13 protein-coding genes and 1 pseudogene are annotated in these 19229 nt (G+C 46.2%); 12 read left to right on the top strand and 2 right to left on the bottom strand.

The features are described from left to right. Window positions 1–151 precede the first annotated feature (151 nt). The 8 genes and pseudogenes from ACFQ1X_RS13730 (at window position 152) to ACFQ1X_RS13695 (ending at window position 8722) form a co-directional block, all read left to right on the top strand. Window positions 152–1756 carry a gamma-glutamyltransferase family protein gene (locus tag ACFQ1X_RS13730; protein ID WP_144838292.1) on the top strand — a complete coding sequence of 535 codons (1605 nt, stop codon included), beginning with the start codon at window positions 152–154 and terminating at the stop codon, window positions 1754–1756. A gap of 11 nt (window positions 1757–1767) precedes the next feature. Beyond that, window positions 1768–2316, top strand: a complete 549-nt coding sequence (locus tag ACFQ1X_RS13725; RefSeq protein ID WP_144838486.1) for a chromate transporter — start codon at window positions 1768–1770, stop codon at window positions 2314–2316. Next, window positions 2313–2843, top strand: a complete 531-nt coding sequence (locus tag ACFQ1X_RS13720; RefSeq protein WP_144838290.1) for a chromate transporter — start codon at window positions 2313–2315, stop codon at window positions 2841–2843. Before ACFQ1X_RS13725 ends, ACFQ1X_RS13720 begins: the two co-directional genes overlap by 4 nt. A gap of 316 nt (window positions 2844–3159) precedes the next feature. Next, window positions 3160–3957 (top strand): carbon-nitrogen family hydrolase, encoded by a 798-nt coding sequence (locus ACFQ1X_RS13715; protein WP_144838288.1) that lies wholly within the window; start codon window positions 3160–3162, stop codon window positions 3955–3957. Between the two features lie 549 nt (window positions 3958–4506). Next, window positions 4507–5706, top strand: coding sequence for a quaternary amine ABC transporter ATP-binding protein (locus ACFQ1X_RS13710; RefSeq protein ID WP_144838286.1), 1200 nt, complete (start codon window positions 4507–4509; stop codon window positions 5704–5706). Continuing rightward, window positions 5699–6559, top strand: coding sequence for an ABC transporter permease (locus tag ACFQ1X_RS13705; protein WP_144838284.1), 861 nt, complete (start codon window positions 5699–5701; stop codon window positions 6557–6559). The genes ACFQ1X_RS13710 and ACFQ1X_RS13705 overlap by 8 nt, the downstream gene beginning before the upstream one ends. Window positions 6560–6628: 69 nt before the next feature. Next, on the top strand, window positions 6629–7558 hold the full coding sequence (locus ACFQ1X_RS13700) for a glycine betaine ABC transporter substrate-binding protein (protein ID WP_144838282.1): 930 nt from the start codon (window positions 6629–6631) through the stop codon (window positions 7556–7558). 183 nt (window positions 7559–7741) lie between these two features. Beyond that, window positions 7742–8722: pseudogene (locus tag ACFQ1X_RS13695) on the top strand (2-hydroxyacid dehydrogenase). Window positions 8723–8867: 145 nt separating this feature from the next. Here the strand turns inward: ACFQ1X_RS13695 and ACFQ1X_RS13690 are convergent. Then, on the bottom strand, window positions 8868–9740 hold the full coding sequence (locus tag ACFQ1X_RS13690) for a diguanylate cyclase domain-containing protein (RefSeq protein WP_144838280.1): 873 nt from the start codon (window positions 9738–9740) through the stop codon (window positions 8868–8870). Between the two features lie 611 nt (window positions 9741–10351). Between ACFQ1X_RS13690 and ACFQ1X_RS13685 the strand changes: the two genes are divergently transcribed. Further along, on the top strand, window positions 10352–11950 hold the full coding sequence (locus tag ACFQ1X_RS13685; protein ID WP_144838278.1) for an aminotransferase class V-fold PLP-dependent enzyme: 1599 nt from the start codon (window positions 10352–10354) through the stop codon (window positions 11948–11950). 1 nt (window position 11951) lies between these two features. Then, complete coding sequence (locus tag ACFQ1X_RS13680; protein WP_379082993.1) at window positions 11952–13808, top strand: LTA synthase family protein; 1857 nt, start codon at window positions 11952–11954, stop codon at window positions 13806–13808. A gap of 790 nt (window positions 13809–14598) precedes the next feature. Here ACFQ1X_RS13680 and ACFQ1X_RS13675 read toward each other — a convergent pair. Then, window positions 14599–15630, bottom strand: coding sequence for a DNA/RNA non-specific endonuclease (locus tag ACFQ1X_RS13675; protein WP_144838276.1), 1032 nt, complete (start codon window positions 15628–15630; stop codon window positions 14599–14601). 256 nt (window positions 15631–15886) lie between these two features. Between ACFQ1X_RS13675 and ACFQ1X_RS13670 the strand changes: the two genes are divergently transcribed. After that, window positions 15887–16294, top strand: coding sequence for a (deoxy)nucleoside triphosphate pyrophosphohydrolase (locus tag ACFQ1X_RS13670; RefSeq protein WP_144838275.1), 408 nt, complete (start codon window positions 15887–15889; stop codon window positions 16292–16294). A gap of 21 nt (window positions 16295–16315) precedes the next feature. After that, window positions 16316–19213 carry a DUF3427 domain-containing protein gene (locus tag ACFQ1X_RS13665; protein ID WP_144838273.1) on the top strand — a complete coding sequence of 966 codons (2898 nt, stop codon included), beginning with the start codon at window positions 16316–16318 and terminating at the stop codon, window positions 19211–19213. Window positions 19214–19229: the final 16 nt, after the last annotated feature.

The following is a 19229-nucleotide window of genomic DNA, read 5'->3' as shown; positions in this document are numbered from 1 at the left end:
CCATGATGAGTTTGGTTCATTATAACATTAAATATATTTAAATTTACTAATTATATAAATGTTTGTAAAATTTCAATAAGTTGATCATTTGAAACGCAATGCAGCGCAATTGTTTACATGAGTCGCTGCATAACAGTCAGGAGGAGAAATTTTGGATTATTTAAATCACCCGTTTTCATCTAAAAGAAATACTGTATTCTCGAAAAAAGGAATGGTGGCAACTTCGCAGCCGCTGGCGGCACAGGCCGGAGTTGAAATAATGAAAAAAGGCGGCAACGCCATCGATGCAGCCATCGCGACAGCAGCGGCATTAACGGTGCTGGAACCGACATCGAACGGCATCGGAGGCGACGCTTTCGCATTGGTGTGGGTGAAAGGTGAGCTTCACGGCCTCAACGCATCGGGCCCCTCTCCAAACGCATTGACCATTGAAGCAGTGAAAGGGCTTGGACACGACAAAATGCCGGTGCACGGGCTGGTTCCTGTAACGGTGCCGGGAGTGCCCGCTGCCTGGGCAGAACTGTCCCGGAAATTCGGAAAGTTGTCGTTGCTGGAAGCCTTGCAGCCGGCAATCAGCTATGCGGAAGAAGGGTATCCGCTGACGCCGATTCTCGGAAAATACTGGCAAAAAGGATACGCTAATTTCAAAAAATCATTCACAGCTAAAGAATTCGAAGGCTGGTTTGAAACGTTTGCGCCGGGCGGAAAAGCGCCTGCAATCGGGGAAGTTTGGAAGTCTCCGGGCCATGCGGATACGCTCCGCAAGATCGGAGAATCCGATGCGAGAGATTTCTATGAAGGAACAATTGCCGATAAAATCGATGCGTTCATGCAAGAGCACGGCGGTTTCTTAAGAAAAGAAGATCTGGCAAGCTACCAGCCGGAATGGGTCGATCCAATTTCGACCACTTACAAAGGCCACGAAGTCTGGGAAATCCCGCCGAACGGCCAGGGAATGGTGGCTCAGATGGCGCTCAATATCTTCAGCCAGCTGGATGCGCCGGAATGGCAGTCGGCAAACACACTTCACCAGCAGATCGAAGCGATGAAATTAGCCTATACGGACGGCCAGGCATTTATCACTGAACAAAAAGATATGCCGGTTTCGGCAGAACATCTGTTATCCGAAGAGTATGCCAAAAAGCGGGCGGATCTCCTCGGTGACACCGCCATCGAGCCGGTGCCGTATGAACTTCCGGCAGGAGGCACGGTCTACTTGGCAACAGCTGATGAAGAAGGCAATATGGTGTCCTTTATTCAAAGTAATTACATGGGCTTCGGCTCGGGAATTGTCATTCCGGGAACGGGCATCGGCCTTCAGAACCGCGGAGCGGATTTCTCCTTGGATGAAAATCACCCGAACGTGCTGAAGCCGGGCAAGAAAACATTCCATACCATTATTCCGGGCTTCCTGACCAAAGACGGCAATGCCGTGGGGCCGTTCGGCGTAATGGGCGGCTATATGCAGCCGCAGGGACATTTCCAGGTGGTGGTGAATACGCTGGACTATCTGCTGAATCCGCAGGCGGCACTCGATATGCCGAGATGGCAATGGGTCGGCGGCAAGAAAATCCACGTGGAACCGGAATTTCCGAATTACCTCGTTCAGGCACTGCAGCGCAAAGGCCACGACATGGAAGTTTTGACTGATGGCGGAAGTTTCGGAAGAGGGCAGATCATCTGGCGAAATCCTGAGACGGGAGTGCTTGCCGGCGGAACCGAATCTCGAACGGATGGAGCGGTTGCAGCTTGGTAACAGAAGAAAAAATTCGATACAGCAACGTCTTTATGGCGTTTTTCCGATCGGGGATGCTGGGATTCGGAGGAGGGCCGGCGGTGATTCCGCTGCTCCAAAAAGAAGTGGTGGAAAAATATCACTGGATGAATGACGACGAGTTTGGGGATACCATCGCCTTGTCGAATACCATGCCGGGGCCGATCGCCACAAAACTGGCAGGCTATATCGGCTATAGAATCGGCGGGCTGTGGGGGTTGCTGGTCGCGCTTGCGGCTTCGGTCATTCCGACGGTCCTGTTGATGGTCTTATTGCTCGGCATCCTGCAAAACTACAAAGACGTGCCTTGGGTGCAGAATATGTCCCAGACGGTCGTGCCGGTCGTCGCGGTCATGCTCGGGGTCCTCACCTGGAATTTCGTCCGGCAATCGCAAAAAGCCCTGGGCTGGGGAGTTGCCATTTTTCTGATTGTAACTTCCGCATTCTTAATGGAAGTAATCGGCATTCATCCGGCAATCCTGATTGCTGTCCTCATTGCGGTGGTCCTGGTTCCCTTTATTAAAAGGGTGGTGAGCAAATGATCTACTGGCAAATCTTTCTCGCGTTTTTCATCCCCGGCATCTTGGGTTATGGAGGCGGTCCGGCATCGATTCCACTTGTGGAAGAGGAAGTGGTCAACCGCTACGGCTGGATGTCGACACAGGAATTCGGTGAAGTGCTGGCTCTTGGCAATGCACTTCCCGGTCCGATCGCCACCAAAATGGCAGGCTACATCGGCTATATGGAAGGCGGCCTTTTCGGTGCGTTCGTCGGCCTGTTCAGCACCATCGCCCCTTCACTCATTTTGATGCTCGGTCTGATGGCCATCCTGTTCAAATACAAAGATTCTGCAGAAGTGAAAAACATTTCGAAAGTGGTGAAGCCGGTCATTGCCGTGCTCATCGGCTTTATGACCTTGCAATTCATCATTGAATCGCAAACTTCACTTGGCAGCATACAGACAATCGCAATCATGGCTTTAAGTTATTTGATGCTGGAGCGGCTGAAAGTGCATCCGGCTGCGGTAATTGCACTGGCATTGATTTACGGAGCGGTGACAGGAATTTAATAATAAATAGTTGAAGTTGCCGGATTATGAGGACGGCAGCTTTTTGGTCATTATTCTGCCCGAACAACAGAGTACACTGCTGTCTTCTGACCACAAGTGGTATGGTTGACTTCACCCCATCAGACTGTAATATTTCTGCCAGTTGAAGGAGTGGACTTTCCCTCTTGGGATTGTGTATTCTGTATACACCATAGAAAGTTACAGAGAATTATTTTGCGTAATATTGGAACTGAAACCACTGTCGAGCAGAATTTATACGCAAACCGGTTTCAGCTGAATAATGAAGTACAAATAATACTGAGTGGGAGAGGTTCATGTGAAATACTCCATCTACCAAATGGATATCATAGCCGGAAAACCGGACGCCAACCGGTTGAAGGTAAGCCAGTGGCTGGAAGCGGAAATGCGGGAAAATAAGCCTGACATTATCGTGCTGCCTGAAATGTGGACAACCGCATATACATTGAAAGCACTGGATAAAGTTTCCGATACAAACGGCGCCAAGACCAAAAGTTTTCTGAAGGAACTGGCGCTGAATTTCAATGTCAACATCATCGGAGGGTCTGTGGCCAACCAAAAAGACGGCAAGTTCTATAATTCCTCTTTTGTCTATTCGCGCAACGGAGAACTTGTTTATGAATACGACAAAGTCCATCTGGTGCCTATGCTGAATGAACACGATTATCTGGCCGGGGGAGAAAAGGTACCGGAAATGTTCGAGCTCGAAGGCATCAAAATGGGGTTGATCATCTGCTACGACCTGCGATTCCCGGAAATTATCCGCAGCCTGGCGCTCGAGGGAGCACAGGTTCTCCATGTCGTAGCCGAATGGCCGGCAGCCAGAAGCCGCCATTGGAAAGTATTGCAGATGGCGCGGGCCATAGAAAATCAGATGTATGTCGTATCCGCCAACCGGGTCGGTGAATACGACGGTGTGGAATTCGCGGGAGTATCGATGGCCATCGATCCATGGGGGGATGTGTTGCTCGAAGGCAGCGAAGAAGATGAAGAAACCCTGTCGATCTCGCTGGATTTGGAAAAAGTGAAGTCCGTGAGACAAGAGGTGCCCATTTTCACGAGCCGGATGCCACATTTATATAAGAAGGAACTCTGATTATATCCAACAAAACTAACTTAAAAACAGCACAGCCAGGACGGGTTTTTTCCGTAACGGCTATGCTGTTTTTTATGTGGAGAAAAACTTGCGGACTATCAAAAAATATTGCGATTTTACGCTAAAAACAGCATAAAAAGGGCTCGAGAAAAAATATTTTTAAAAATATTTCATGGTTCTAAGGATATAGTAATCAGATTTTTCTATCAACTTTCGGAGCTCCCGCCATAAAAGGGACGAGCTCTTTAGTTATATTAAAAAAACGTTATTTTCAAGGAAGATTCTGTTGTGGAAAAAGCCTTTCGAAAGGCGAAAATTCGGATAGCCGGTTTGAAATTGTAGGTAATTAAGCGTATAGTTATGGATATGCGGCTTAGGTTCATTGGCACAAAAAGAGTTTATTTACTTAGGTTTTTGCTTGATTGCCGGCGGATGGACAAAAAAATTCCGTGTGGCATAAGCAGCCTGGAAATAGATAGAGGCAATAGAGAAATGAAAAACTCTTAACGCCATAAGAAGCAAAAAAATGGTAAGAGAGGTGTTCAATACATGCCAGTTATTAAAGTAGAAGGCTTGTCGAAAGTATTCGGCAAAAATGTTAAGCAAGCATTAAAATTGCTTGAAGAAGGCAAGACAAAAGAAGAAGTGCTAAAACAGACAGGCAGTACCGTCGGTGTTAACCGTGCTTCTTTTGAAGTGGAACAGGGCGAAATTTTCGTCATCATGGGATTGTCCGGCAGCGGTAAATCGACGTTAGTGCGTTTGCTCAACCGGTTGATCGATCCAACGGAAGGCCACGTATTCGTCGATGGCGAAGACCTCGCAACGATGAACAAGAAAGATCTTTTGCGGGTTCGCCGCACGAAGATGAGTATGGTATTCCAGAAATTCGCACTTTTCCCGTTCCGTTCTATATTAGAGAATGCCGAATACGGCCTTGAAATTCAAGGCATGGCGAAAGAGGAGCGCAGCACGAAAGCGCGCGCTTCACTCGAAATGGTCGGTCTCGGCAATTATATCGAACAGTATCCGTCCCAGTTGTCCGGAGGCATGCAGCAGCGTGTCGGTTTGGCAAGAGCGCTCGCCAACGATCCCGAAGTCATGCTGATGGATGAAGCATTTTCAGCACTTGACCCGCTGATCCGCAAGGAAATGCAGGACGAGTTATTGATTCTTCAGGAGTCAATGAAGAAAACCATCATCTTCATCACGCATGATTTGGACGAGGCACTGCGCATCGGCGACAAGATTGCCTTGATGAAAGACGGCTCAATCGTACAAGTCGGTTCACCGGAAGAAATCCTGATGAACCCGGCAAACGATTATGTTGAAAAATTCGTTGAAGATGTTGACCGCTCGAAAGTATTGACGGCATACAACATCATGAAACGTCCTGAAACGGTCAATGTCGATAAGCACGGTCCGCGGGTAGCGCTGGAGCGGATGCAAAAAGAAGGCATCTCCACCATTTACGTTACTGACAGCAATCGGAATCTGAAAGGCTATGTTACAGCGGATGATGCAGTCACTGCAATGCGCAGTGATGTGACCAGCCTGATGTCTATTCTGAAAACTGATGCACCGACCGTAACAAAAGATACATTGATGAACGCGATCTTTGATATCAGCCATAATTCGCCGGTGCCGATTCCGGTTGTTGAAGACGGCAAACTGCTCGGCATTATCGTGCGCGGCGCGGTCATAGCCGCGCTTGCAGGATCTGGGGAGGTGAATCTGACACATGCTTAACTTTATGGAGAACATCGAAAAAATGCCATTGGCTTCGTGGGTGTCCGATCTCACCGACACGATTTCCGACAGTTTCGCGTTCCTGTTTGATCCGATCAAGAATGAATTCGGTGACGGACTGGAAGACTTCGCCGATATGCTGGCGGCAGTTCCGCCGGTCATCATTATTGTCATCGTTGCAATACTGGCGTTCTTCCTCAGCGGAAAACGCTTCGGCCTGGCCGCATTTTCTGTCGTCGGTTTATTCCTGGTTTGGAACCAGGGGCTTTGGGAAGAGCTTATGCTGTCCTTCTCCCTTGTTCTTGTCGCCAGTTTGCTGTCCGTCATTATTGGTGTGCCGATCGGCATCCTGATGTCGAAGAGCAAAATAGCGGAGAACATCATTACACCGATTCTCGATTTCATGCAGACAATGCCCGCATTCGTCTACTTGATCCCGGCCGTTGCGTTCTTCAGCATCGGCATGGTGCCCGGCATTTTTGCTTCATTGATATTCGCGACACCGCCGACGGTCCGGTTCACAAACCTGGGCATCCGTCAGGTATCGGAAGAATTGGTGGAAGCAGCCGAGGCATTCGGCAGCACCGGCGCACAGAAACTGTTCAAAGTTGAATTGCCGATGGCCAAAGCCACGATCATGGCCGGCATCAACCAGACCGTCATGCTTGCTTTGTCAATGGTCGTTATCGCATCGATGATCGGTGCGCCTGGCCTTGGCCGCGAAGTACTCTCGGCCCTGCAGCGCGCTGACGTCGGAACCGGCTTTGTAGCCGGTCTTGGAATTGTCATCCTGGCAATCATCATTGACCGCTTCACGCAAAGCTTCTCGACGAAAAAAAGCACGACGAACTGATCCAGCTGGAATCTTTTCTAATAGGGAAAGTGCCATACAATTTTAAAGAAAAAGGAGATTGATTGTTTTATGTTTAATGCACAATGGAAAAAATTAGGTTTAGTTTTCGCAGTAGCACCGATGATGTTCCTCGCAGCTTGCGGAGATGATGAAGAAGCTTCAACAGATGAAGGAACAGCCGGCGATTCAGGCGAAGTGAATTACGGAGAAGAAATGGACTATAAAATCACGGGTATCGAACCTGGTGCTGGTGTTGTAGCAGCTTCTGAAGCAGCTACTGAAGAGTACGAAAGCCTTGAAGGATGGGAAGTTGTAACTTCTTCAAGCGGCGCGATGGCTACTGAGCTTGGCGCAGCGATCGACAACGAAGAACCGATTATCGTATCTGGCTGGAGCCCGCACTGGAAGTTCCAGAAATACGACCTTAAATACCTTGAAGATCCAAAAGGCGTCTTCGGTGATGAAGAAACGATCAACACAATGGTACGCCAGGGATTGGAAGAAGAAAATCCTGAAGCTTACACAATCCTTGACCAGTTCAACTGGGAATCAGCTGACATCGAAAGCATCATGCTGGAAGTTTCCAACGGCACAGCTGTAGAAGATGCAGCTGCAGCCTGGATCGAAGAAAACAGCGACCGTGTTGCTGAATGGACTGACGGCACTGAAGCTGTTGATGGCACAGAAATCGAACTTGCATACGTGGAATGGGATACAGAAGTCGCTTCCACAACTGTAGTCGGCCAAGTGCTCGAAGCTCAAGGCTTTGACGTTAAATTGACTCCACTTGATAACGCTGTAATGTGGTCAGCTGTAGCCGGAGGCGAAGCTGACGGAATGGTAGCTGCATGGTTGCCAGGAACTCACGCTACACAGTTTGAAGAGTATGGCGAAGATGTAGTAAACCTTGGTGAAAACCTTGTGGGCGCTAAAATCGGATTTGTTGTCCCTTCTTACATGGACATCGATTCTATCGAAGATTTAATGCCTGCTGAGTAATCGAATAAAAAAGGACCGGATTCCCGAGAGATTTTCTCTTGGGGGTCCGGTTTTTTTGCGCGCAAAACGATAAACAAAACTCTTCATCAAAAAATGCTTCGAAATACCAAATCGTTGTCCTTAATATTCCATCTCCATTCCTGTAAACTCAACTTATATCAATAAAACCCAAGGAGTGATTTCATGAAACCAAAAGTGTTCATCGCAAGGCCCATACCTCAGGAAGTGGAAGATTACATAGCAGAGCATTGTGAGTACCGTATTTGGAACAAAAAAGAACGGATACCGGCAGACGTGCTTATGGAAGAAACGAAGAATGTGGAAGGCTTGTTGGCTATAAACCCTCCTGTAACGACAGATTTCCTGCGGCAGGCGCCGCATCTGAAAGTCGTCAGCAATACAGCGGTCGGCTAGGATTCTTTCGATTTGGAAGCAATGAGGGAATATAAAGTGCTCGGCACTCATACATCATATGTATTGGATGAAACAGTAGCGGATCTGGTGTTCAGCCTGGTCCTGGCCACTGCACGCAGAGTACCGGAATTAAATAATTACGTAAAACAAGGAAAGTGGACAAAGCAGACCCAGGCAAGCGAGCTGTTCGGCAAAGATGTACATCACGCCACTATGGGGATTGTCGGAATGGGCCGTATCGCGCAGAAAATCGCCAGACGGGCCGTTTTCGGTTTTGAAATGAATGTCCTTTACAACAGCAATACGCCGAAGCCGGACCTTGAAGAAAAATACGGCATGGAATACAGCAATTTGGATTCTCTTCTCGAACGTTCTGATTTTGTCGTATTGATTTTGCCGCTGACGCCATCGACCCGGCATTTGATCGGCAAAGCACAATTGGAACGGATGAAGCCGGATGCCATTTTGATCAATTGTGCCAGAGGCGCGGTTGTTGATGAAGCGGCATTGATCGAAGCGCTGCAGCAAGGGCAGATTCAGGGAGCGGGACTGGACGTCTTTGAACAGGAACCGGTCGCTCCGGACAATCCCTTATTGAAGATGGAAAATGTCGTCGCTTTACCGCATATCGGTTCTGCGACAGAAGAAACCCGCCACGCTATGGTAATGAAAGCGGCGGAGAATCTGGTGGCAGGGGTGACCGGTAAGGTGCCGGATAATGTGGTGAAGGAGTTGCAGGAGCTGATTTAATAGTTAGTGTCCCTTCTTTAGGCCCGGCGAAGAATCAGGAAATATGAAAAGAGCCAGAAACAGCGGTTTTTAACCGTCATTTCAGGCTCTTTTTCATGCAAACTATTTTGTTGAAAGTTTTTAGGGAGAGGGGGAATAACTGCATTCACGAAGTCTCAGCAACCCCCAGCGTCTCCACCTCCAGCCGCTCTTCAAACAGATAATAAGAGCTTCCTTCCGTTTTCTTTGCCTCATACATGGCGAAGTCCGCTTTGCGGATCAGTTCGGCCAATTCGGTGCCATGAAAAGGAGCGGTGCTGACGCCGATGCTGGTCCTGACTTGCAGCGAGGTGTCCTGGATGTCGAAAGGTTCGGCGAAACAGGCCTGCAATTGCTCGGCAAGGTCTTTGCCGGTACAGTCTTTGGAAAGATGTGCCACCAGCAGGAACTCATCGCCGCTCAATCTGACCAGCAGTTCATCTTCAGCCAGTGCGGAACTCACCCGTCTGGCCACTTCCACCAGCACCTGATCGCCGTACAGGTGGCCGAACTGATCATTGATTTCTTTAAATTTATCCAGGTCGAAGAAGAGGAAAGCGGTTTTCTGATGAGCCAGCCGGCCGATGTTTTTGTGGTAATGCTGCTTTAGGAAATAGCGGTTGGGCAGCCCGGTTAGATCGTCGTGCTGAACTTCATCGTTTTTTTCTTCCAGATGGCTGAGCGTGGCGTTGACATCGTCCGCCAGCAAGCCCAGCATATCCCGGCTGGTAAAATTCACCCGCGCACTATAATCCTCTTCCCGAACGCGTGCCAATACTCCCCGGAAACGCCCGATCACATAGTGGTTAAAAATATAGTGAACCACGAAATTGGCCGCACCAAGAAACCAGCCGGCTCCAAGCGCCAATAGCTGCAATGACAAAAAATCTTCTCCGGGCATCTCGATGAAGAAATGCAGGGCATAAGGAAGCGCCAATCCAATCAGCGTTCCCATCCCCAGGGAAATCCACAACAAATACAAACTATAATTCTTCGTCATTTTCGTCCCTGCTTTCTTTGCGGTGCAGAATATATATCAATTAAATGGATCCTGTTTAAATATTAAGAATTTTTTGGAAATAATTGTTTTTTTATGGAAATACTTAAATTTATTATAGGTCAAAGAACTTAAAAATGAAAGAAAAAATTGTAAGCATTAAGGCCTAAGTAAATATTACCCGAATAGAATGGCGGTTAAACCATCCTGGCATCCCCGACCTTTTTTCTTCGGTAAATCTTTTCCCCATTCTGCATGCCTTGGGGTAAAATTCTTCAAATCGGGGCAGTTCTGGAACCATTCTGTTTCTCCGGAAGCCGGAGCGTTTGATGCTTAACGGCGGTGATGAAATCATCAAAGGGAATTATGGGAAATTGCCCCATTTTTGAAACTTTTCGTTTCTCCAATCGTTTACATAATAAGAGGGTTTCAAGGATCTGTTCTTCAAAACAGGGAAAGTTCGAAGCAATAAAAATGATTTGTTAAAAAGAGTGTTTGATAGTAAAGTTCCTGTCCACTATTGGTACAATTGCATACAGTAAGAGTAAATAAGCAGATGCAGATCCTATAATTTCACGCACTCCATTTCATTTTTGGCTAGAAGGGGGCAAAGAATGGAACAACGTCAACTAACGTATAAAATCGCGTCAGAACCGGAAGAGATGGAACAAATCCATAAGTTGAACTATGAAACGTTTGTAGAGGAGATTCCGCAGCATCAGCAAAATGAGGAGCGGCGGCTGATTGATAAATTTGATGGGGAGAATGTCTACATCATTGCGAAAGATGCAGAAGAGGTCATCGGGATGATTGCGTTGCGCGTCAATCGTCCTTTTTCGCTTGACCAAAAGTTGGAGGGCCTGGACCGGTATTTGCCGAAAGGCGCGAAACCTTGTGAAGTCCGGCTGCTTTCTGTGAAAGGAAAATACCGCAAGAGTCAGGTCTTTTATCAGCTGGTAAACGTCCTTGTCGGCTATTGTCTGGAAAGCGATTTTAACCTGGCGCTGATTTCAGGTACTGATCGCCAAATAAAACTGTATAAAAGAATCGGTTTTGAACCGTTCGGAGCAATGGTCGGCACAGCGGAAGCCCTGTTCCAGCCGATGTATCTGACGAAAGAGAAGTTCGAAACGTCTACCAAAGCTTTTTCAAAAACGATTCCAAAAGATATGCGATCGAAACCGATAAATTTTTTACCCGGTCCGGTAGCAGTACATAAAGAAGTGAAAGAGGCATTCGGAAAAACATCGATTTCCCATCGCTCCGATGATTTTATCGAAGAGATGAAGAGTGTCCGGCGGAGACTGTGCGAGCTTGTGAATGCAAACCATGCACAAATCGTGGTCGGAACAGGAACGCTGGCCAATGACCTGGTGGCTGCACAGATGAAGAAACTTCCCGGAAAAGGACTGATTCTGGCAAATGGGGAATTCGGCTACCGGTTGATTGACCACGCGGCAAGGCTCGGTTTGCAATACGAAACACTTCAAAAGCCGTGGAACGGCAATATCTCACTCAAAGAGATTGAAGATTTCATTGCAATGAATAAAGAGATCACATGGATTTGGACGGTGCATTGCGAGACCTCCACGGGCTTTCTGTATGATTTGGACAGTCTGGCGGCGTTGGCGAAATCCTATCAACTGAAATTATGTGTGGATGCCTGCAGTTCTGTCGGCATCGTACCCGTGGATCTGTCAGGGGTCTATTTGGCGAGCACGGTAAGCGGAAAAGGACTGGGCTCGTATCCCGGACTGGCCATAGTGTTTCATCAGGAACCTGTGATGCCGGATGGAGCGATACCGAGATATTTGGACCTGGGTCAGTATGCAATCGCTGACAGCGTTCCTTATACGCACTCGTCCAATCTGGTTTTCGCATTGCATGAGGCGTTAAAAAGGGTGGCTTTGGAGAATAAGAAGCTATTGGGGCAGTCGGTAAAGAACATACTGACGCGTGCCGGCTATCCGGTTTTGGGAGATGCGGCTTACTCACCGGGCGTATTGACGGTGCCGCTGCCGGATTCGATCTCCTCAAAAAAATTGGGGGATGCGCTGAAGAAAAAAGGAATGATCATCAGTTATGAAAGCGACTACCTGCTGGACCGGAATTGGGTTCAGTTTGCCTTGATGGGCGACATTGCATTGCCGGAGTTCGAAGCGGCTTTTGCTGTTTTCGAAAGAACGATACAACGGAAAGCGGAGCTGGTTTAATATGATGTTCCAAAACAAGCGATTCACAAATACAACAGGCATCCAACTTACTTTGCTGATCACGGGCATCCTCTGGCTAAAGACGGTAATCGTCTGCTTTGTGGGATTTAATCTCAGCTTCCAATCCTTTTTTGATATTGCACTCATACTGACAAGTTCGATCGGTTCATTATTACTCGTTATGGGTTTCAGTTTTTACTTTGGTGAAAAGGTGAACCCTTTTGTATTATTCGGTCTGCTGGTTGCGGGGACGGGCGTTCTTTACGGCGATCTTCTGTATCACCGTTTTTACAACGATTTTGTTACCGCACCGATTCTGTTTCAGTTCAATAATGTCGGCGGCTTGAGCGCCAGCACGGCCGAATTGATGAGCTGGTGGGACCTGCTGTTAGTCATCGATTTGTTCTTGGCAGGCTGGCTTCTATTTAAACCGAAGTTTGACCTGAGGATTGAAAAACAAGTGAAGAAGAAATATATCGCATGCGGTGCGGCATTTCTGGTTTTAACAATTGGCTTGGGTTTGGTGAAATCCACCCACCTTTTTTCCGAGTCCTATGACCGGGAGCAGGTGGTCAAATCCCTGGGGCCGCTGAATTATCACCTGTATGATCTTGCTTTGGGAGTCGGGGCGCCCTTGCAGCGGCTGACAATGACAGAGGCTGAAGCGGTCGCTTCCATCGAATCCATGCCGCAGAAAGACGCTGAACGTACGGACTTATTCGGAATGGCGGAAGGCAGGAATATTGTCCTCATCAGTCTGGAATCCACGCAGGATTTCGTCATCGGCCAAAAAGTGAACGGAGAAGAAGTGACCCCGTTTCTGAATGAGCTGGTCCAAGACAGCTTTTATTTCAATCAGGTATATGACCAAACTGCACAGGGGAAAACGTCCGATGCGGAATTCATGATGGATACAAGTCTGTATCCATTAGCAAGCGGCTCGGTTTTTGTAAGAAGACCTGAAAATACATTCCACAGTCTGCCGCAACTATTAAAAGAAGAACAGGATTATTACGCCGCCACGTTTCACGGCAACGTGGATACGTTCTGGAACCGTGATGTCATGTACGAGACCTTAGGCTATGACCGCTATTTCTCAGAAGAGGATTATACTGTAACCGAAGAAAACTCGGTCAATTACGGATTAAAGGATATTCCGTTCTTCGCGCAGTCAGCGGACTTTATGGAAAATCTTCCGGAACCGTATTACACGAAATTCCTCACGCTGACGAATCATTTTCCTTTCCTGCTGGAGGAGGAAGATGCGTTCATCGACGAGGCAAATACGCAGGAAGACGTCGTAAACCGCTACGTGACTACTGTCCGTTATTTGGACGAATCCCTGGAAACTTTTTTTGAACAATTAAAAGCAGAAGACATGTACGAAGATACGATATTCGTTCTGGCCGGTGACCATTACGGCATTTCCGAAAAATATGACGAAGGTCTGAACGAGTTGCTGGGTGAAGAGGCCAATACGGCCAGCCAGATGGCGCATAAACAAATCCCGCTCATCATCCATATTCCGGGCCAGGAAGGAGAAACCATCAGCACCCACGGCGGACAAATCGATATCCGTCCAACTCTCCTTCATCTATTGGGCATCAAGACAGAAGAACAGTACTCGTTCGGCCATAACCTGTTCACCAGAGACAGTGACCATCCCGTCATTTTCCGTGACGGCAGTTTCGTCACAGACGCCTTCATTTACAAGAACAATGTCTGTTACGGCAAAGAAACCGGAGCGGCGGTGGACGCTCAGCATTGTGAACCTTATCAGGAAATGGTGAGAGAAGAGTTGAAGCTGTCGGATAAAATTATTGTTGGGGATTTGTTGAGGTATATGATCGAAGAGTAAAAAAATAGGGAAGACTGCCGGTTGTTGGAACCTGGCAGTCTTTTTGTTTTGGGTGGTTTGTGGTGTGTTCTAATGACTCAACGGTGCCGAGGCACTGCTGTTTAAATCCTTATTGCTTCTTACTTGTCAGGATTTTCTACCGCTACTATACTTTCGGTTATCCACTCCTCACCCCCGAATCGTTTTCCGCCGCATATCGTAATCATCGATGAAAGAGTAGATGAACTCAGACGGTTTAAAATCATTATATGAGCTGGTGCAGTCTAACAACGGGTATCTCTTCGATGTTATATCTCTTCGATTTATCTTGTTGATTAACAATTGAATAATTATTTCCTTGTTGTACAATATTGAATTTCCAGTGGTTCCCCATTGTTTTCGTAAATACGAACCGTTCCTCAGGCATCATTTGTTTCTTGAATTGAGCAAGATCCGTTAGTAAGAACTTATCGAAGAAGCGGATAAGCAAAAAACCTTTCGTACTTTTTTCATTAAAACGGTCAATATTTATTTTTCTCAAATCAAACCAATTATGGGCATTTTACATGGAAGGGGACAATACAAATACACGATCTTTTACAAAAACTGTGGTATTTGATAATTGCCTCAACCCTAACTCCTGCTTTAAAACGGATTTGTTTACTTCACTGGATCTTGAACGAACTGACATTTACCTCTCCTCATTTCCTAGAAATTGGTATTAAATTTATTATACCAAATTACCTAAGGAAGTTGATGAGATATAAAAAACGGCAATGCCTAAGCATCGCCGTTCACCAAACCCTTATACTTACTCCCCAACCATCCCGTCACCATCCCGATCATCCATATACTGATACAACCAATGATCACTCGTGATTGGCATACTGAAACCTGCATCTTTTGCTTCTTGAATCGTCACCTGTCCATTGCCATTTGCATCAACACTGGAGACATCACCGCCTGTGTCTGCGCTTGGTGTCTCAGCAGGTTCACTTTCTGTTGTTAAACCGAGTTCGGCGTTAATTTCATCCGGATTTACATTGTCAAATGTATCAACGACTTCGTTGCCCGCTACCGTATATGTATACTGATAACTTGAAGGGATCTGCGTTTCCGTATCAGGATAGGTGATGATTGCTTCAAAATTCGTCGCTCCACCTGCGCTGCGCATTACGTCTTCCATGTAAGCCTGGTCACCATGGCGGTTGAGCGTACTTTCCTGCGGGGTAATATTATAGGCATTCGCTACCCCTCCGAGTGAATCTGCAATGACATGCCCTTCATCTAAAACGTCACTTTCGACGCCAGGAACCTTTGCCTCATCGTAATAGTATCTACCGGATGACAGCACAGGTTCGTTATCATCGTCCTGTAGAATGATTTCGTCGGCAATGACCCGCACTAATTGTGCATGTTCGTTCGTAAATGCCCAATATTCACGGTCCCCAAAACCAATCTGAACGACGACGTTGGCTTCACGATGGCCGGATAAATCACCGCCGTCAACTTCGATCGGTTCGTATCCTGCGAACAATTCATCCTTTTGTTTGGCGGCTGCTTCTTTTTCTGCTTTCTCTTTGGCTGCCAGTTCCTGCGCTTCTTTTTCTTTCGCTAACTTCTCAGCCGCTTCTTTTTCCTCTGCCGCCGCTTTTTCTTCGGCTTCTTTCTTCTCGGCAGCTATACGTGCTTCTTCTTGTTCACTACTTTCAGTTGTTTCTTCTGCGCTTTCTTCCTGTACATCTGTTTCTGCATCGGTAGTTGATGCCTCTTCTGCGTCGGTACAACCAACCATAAAGATGGTCAATAAAAGTACGATTAAAGTATTGGTTTTCTTTTTCATTTTGGGACTCTCCTCTATTAGGTTCATGGTGTTTAAATTCTCAAGTGATTAAGTCTGAACGTTCCCGCTTGTAACTTATTCTCTAGATATATTTCGCTATTTTCCAAATCAAAATATAACACGAAATGAAAGGGAAATACTAGGTAATGATAAAAATTTGTTTGGAAATATTTAGATTCATTAATTAATTTCATCTTATAGCAGTTATAATAGAAGGAATTATTCTTTCATTGTTTAAAAGTATTGGAGGATCTTTATGAAGAAAAATATCCACGTAGTAGGAGCAGTCATCACAAAAAACGGCAAAATCCTTTGCGCACAACGAGGTTTCGAGAAAGCTTTGCCGGGGCTGTGGGAATTTCCTGGCGGCAAAATCGAATCCGAAGAAACGCCACAACAAGCATTAGAACGTGAAATTCAAGAAGAAATGCATATTGAAATTGGAATTGGCGAGCAAGTTGAGCACACAGTCTACGAATATGATTTTGGCATTGTGCACCTCACCACGTTTTACTGCCGGTTGGTAAAGGGTGAGCCAGTGTTAACGGAGCATATCGCCATTCAGTGGCTGAAGCCGTTGGAGTTAGAGCGATTGGAATGGGCGCCGGCAGATATACCGGCGATAGAAAAACTAGCTCGGGATGCAGGGCAGCTACCTTATTAGAAGAAGATGGGCGGGGGAACGATGAACTTTTTGCAGAACTTAGAAGACTCTCTATATAAAGGGTTTATTGATCAGGACCGGGCCAGTAGTGATCGTTATAAACCGACGCTGTTGATCAATAATGCGAAAACGAATGAGCATGTTTTAAATTCACTCGTTGAAGAACTTGATCATTGTGAGTCGTTCCTCTTTTCGGTGGCGTTTATCACGGAAAGTGGCTTGGCGACATTAAAATCGCATTTTCTTGATTTGCATCAAAAAGGGATTAAAGGCCGAATCCTGACTTCAACATTTTTGAATTTCAATCAACCCAAAGTTTTCAAAGAGTTATTGAAGCTAACGAATGTGGAAGTGCGTCTTTCAGGAATGAAAGGCTTCCATTCAAAGGGCTATATTTTTTCACATATGACGCACGAAACTTTGATCGTTGGAAGTTCGAACCTGACTGCGCAAGCGTTAAAAGTGAATTATGAATGGAATGTCAAACTAAGTTCGCATGAAAATGGCGATTTGGTGCATCACTTCAAAGATCAATTCGAAGAAGTGTGGAGCGAATCACAAATTCTGACGCCCGAATGGATAACAGAATATGAGAAGTCCTATGTGCCCACAGACTTTAGAAGAGAAGCCAGCAAAGTAGCGGAACTTCCGGAAGCTTATGGGCGGAATCCGATCCAAGAAGCGCTCGAGGTCAAGCCAAATAAAATGCAGGAAGTGGCGTTACAAGAGATTCAAGCGGTGCGTGAAGCGGGACATGACAAAGGACTAGTCGTCTCCGCAACAGGAACAGGTAAAACTTATTTATCGGCTTTTGACGTTAGAAGCTTTGCTCCAAAACGTATGTTATTTATCGTACATAGGGAACAAATTTTGCAAAAAGCCAAATCGGATTTTATGCAGATCTTAGGTGGCATGGAAAAAGACTTCGGCATTTTATCCGGCTCCAGTCGCCAAACGGATGCACGGTATCTCTTTGCGACCATTCAAACCATTTCAAAAGAAACGACGCTGCAGCAATTGGATCCCGCAGCGTTTGACTATATTTTAATCGACGAAGTACATAAAGCCGGCGCGAAGTCTTACCTAAAAGTGATTGAGCATTTTCAGCCGCAATTTTTGATGGGCATGACGGCAACACCGGAGCGGACGGATGATTTTAATATTTACGAGCTATTCGATTACAATATCGCGTACGAAATCCGCTTGCAGGAAGCAATGGAAGAAGACATGTTGTGTCCGTTCCATTATTACGGCGTGACGGACGTCGAATACGAAGAAGGCGTGATCGATGAAGCTACAGCTTTTGCGAAACTGGTCACCAACGAACGTGTCGAACATATTCTCGACAAAATCCATTATTACGGCCATTCCGGTGAAAAAGTTCGCGGGCTTATGTTTTGCAGTCGGAAAGACGAAGCCCTGCAACTTTCTTTGGAATTAAACCAAAGAGGCTTGCGGACCACGGCGTTAACAGGCGATCACTCGCAAGAAGAACGCTTGCGCCAAGTGGAAATGTTGGAGAACGAGCAACTCGACTATATTTTGACGGTCGATATCTTTAATGAAGGAATTGATATTCCAAGCGTCAACCAAGTGGTCATGCTGCGCCAGACGCAATCGAGCATTATTTTCATCCAGCAACTAGGCCGAGGCTTGCGCAAGCACAACTCGAAAGAATTCGTCACCATCATCGACTTTATTGGCAATTATAAAAACAATTACCTAATTCCGGTGGCTTTGTCGGGTGACCGTTCGCAAAACAAAGACAACATCCGTCGCCGCATGAAAGACACAAGCTATATCAAAGGGATTTCGACGGTGAACTTTGAAGCGATTGCGAAAAACCGCGTCTTCAGCGCGATCAAGCGCAGCAATTTAACAGATATGAAATTATTGCGAGATGCCTATATCGAATTGAAAAACCGAATTGGGCATGTCCCGCAATTACAGGATTTTATCCAACATAATTCTATCGATCCGCTAGTCATCGTGCAGAAATATCACAATTACTATCGTTTCTTGTTAAAGCTGAAAGAAATAGAACCCGTTCTTTCCACTTACGAAGAACAAGTGATCACCATGCTGTCTCTGGAGATCCTCAATGGTAAACGGAAGCATGAAATTTTGCTGCTTGATCTTTTAACAAAACAAACAATTGTTTCGCTGGAAGAATATAAAAGTTGTTTAAAAGAGAATGACTGTTATGTAGACAATGAAACACTGGCATCTGTGCAACGAATATTGGATTTGAGCTTTTATAATATTGGCTCACAGAAGAAATATGGTGAGAAGCCCTTGGTAGTAACCGGCGAAGAAGGAAACTTCAGCTTGCATGAAGAGCTTCAAACGCGTCTGGAATCGAACCATATTTTTAAAGAGATGGTACTGGACCTCATCATTTGCGCTCTGGAACTGAGCAACCAATACACATGTGAAAAACCGCTGACATTGTATAAAAAATACACACGCAAAGACGCCTGCCGCTTACTAAACTGGCATAACGATGAAAGCTCGACGATGTATGGCTATAAAACAAAGCACGGCACTTGCCCGATTTTCGTCACCTATCACAAACACGACGAAGTAGAATCAAGCGTCGCCTATAACGAAGAATTCATCAATCAGGAAACCTTCAAATGGTCGACCCGCAGCAACCGTACTTTGTTATCGCCTGAAGTCCAAACGATCATTAATGCCGAGCAAAACAATATTGATCTGCATCTATTCATAAAAAAGGATAACGATGAAGGCGGAGACTTTTACTACCTGGGGAAAGCTACACCGGATCAAAGAGCTGTAGAGCAATCAACGATGCAAGATAAGAACGACAAGACAATTCCTGTGGTTCATATGAATTTGATGCTGGAGAATAGTGTGGAGAGTAAGTTGTTTTATTATATAGGGAGTGAGGAAAACTAAAATTAGCCTCTATTTT

Origin of the sequence: Metaplanococcus flavidus (assembly GCF_042675885.1) — a bacterium.
Lineage (GTDB): Bacteria > Bacillota > Bacilli > Bacillales_A > Planococcaceae > Planococcus > Planococcus flavidus.
Note: the sequence above shows the minus strand (reverse complement) of the source record. Positions and strands in the feature narration are given on the sequence as shown.

What these genes read in the sequence shown, in the direction of transcription:
- ACFQ1X_RS13720 (WP_144838290.1), top strand. Translation starts at nt 2,313, where the DNA reads ATGATCTACTGGCAAATCTTTCTCGCGTTTTTCATCCCCGGCATCTTG.
- ACFQ1X_RS13710 (WP_144838286.1), top strand. Translation starts at nt 4,507, where the DNA reads ATGCCAGTTATTAAAGTAGAAGGCTTGTCGAAAGTATTCGGCAAAAAT.
- ACFQ1X_RS13705 (WP_144838284.1), top strand. Translation starts at nt 5,699, where the DNA reads ATGCTTAACTTTATGGAGAACATCGAAAAAATGCCATTGGCTTCGTGG.
- ACFQ1X_RS13700 (WP_144838282.1), top strand. Translation starts at nt 6,629, where the DNA reads ATGTTTAATGCACAATGGAAAAAATTAGGTTTAGTTTTCGCAGTAGCA.
- ACFQ1X_RS13690 (WP_144838280.1), bottom strand. Translation starts at nt 9,740, where the DNA reads ATGACGAAGAATTATAGTTTGTATTTGTTGTGGATTTCCCTGGGGATG.
- ACFQ1X_RS13685 (WP_144838278.1), top strand. Translation starts at nt 10,352, where the DNA reads ATGGAACAACGTCAACTAACGTATAAAATCGCGTCAGAACCGGAAGAG.
- ACFQ1X_RS13680 (WP_379082993.1), top strand. Translation starts at nt 11,952, where the DNA reads ATGATGTTCCAAAACAAGCGATTCACAAATACAACAGGCATCCAACTT.
- ACFQ1X_RS13675 (WP_144838276.1), bottom strand. Translation starts at nt 15,630, where the DNA reads ATGAAAAAGAAAACCAATACTTTAATCGTACTTTTATTGACCATCTTT.
- ACFQ1X_RS13670 (WP_144838275.1), top strand. Translation starts at nt 15,887, where the DNA reads ATGAAGAAAAATATCCACGTAGTAGGAGCAGTCATCACAAAAAACGGC.
- ACFQ1X_RS13665 (WP_144838273.1), top strand. Translation starts at nt 16,316, where the DNA reads ATGAACTTTTTGCAGAACTTAGAAGACTCTCTATATAAAGGGTTTATT.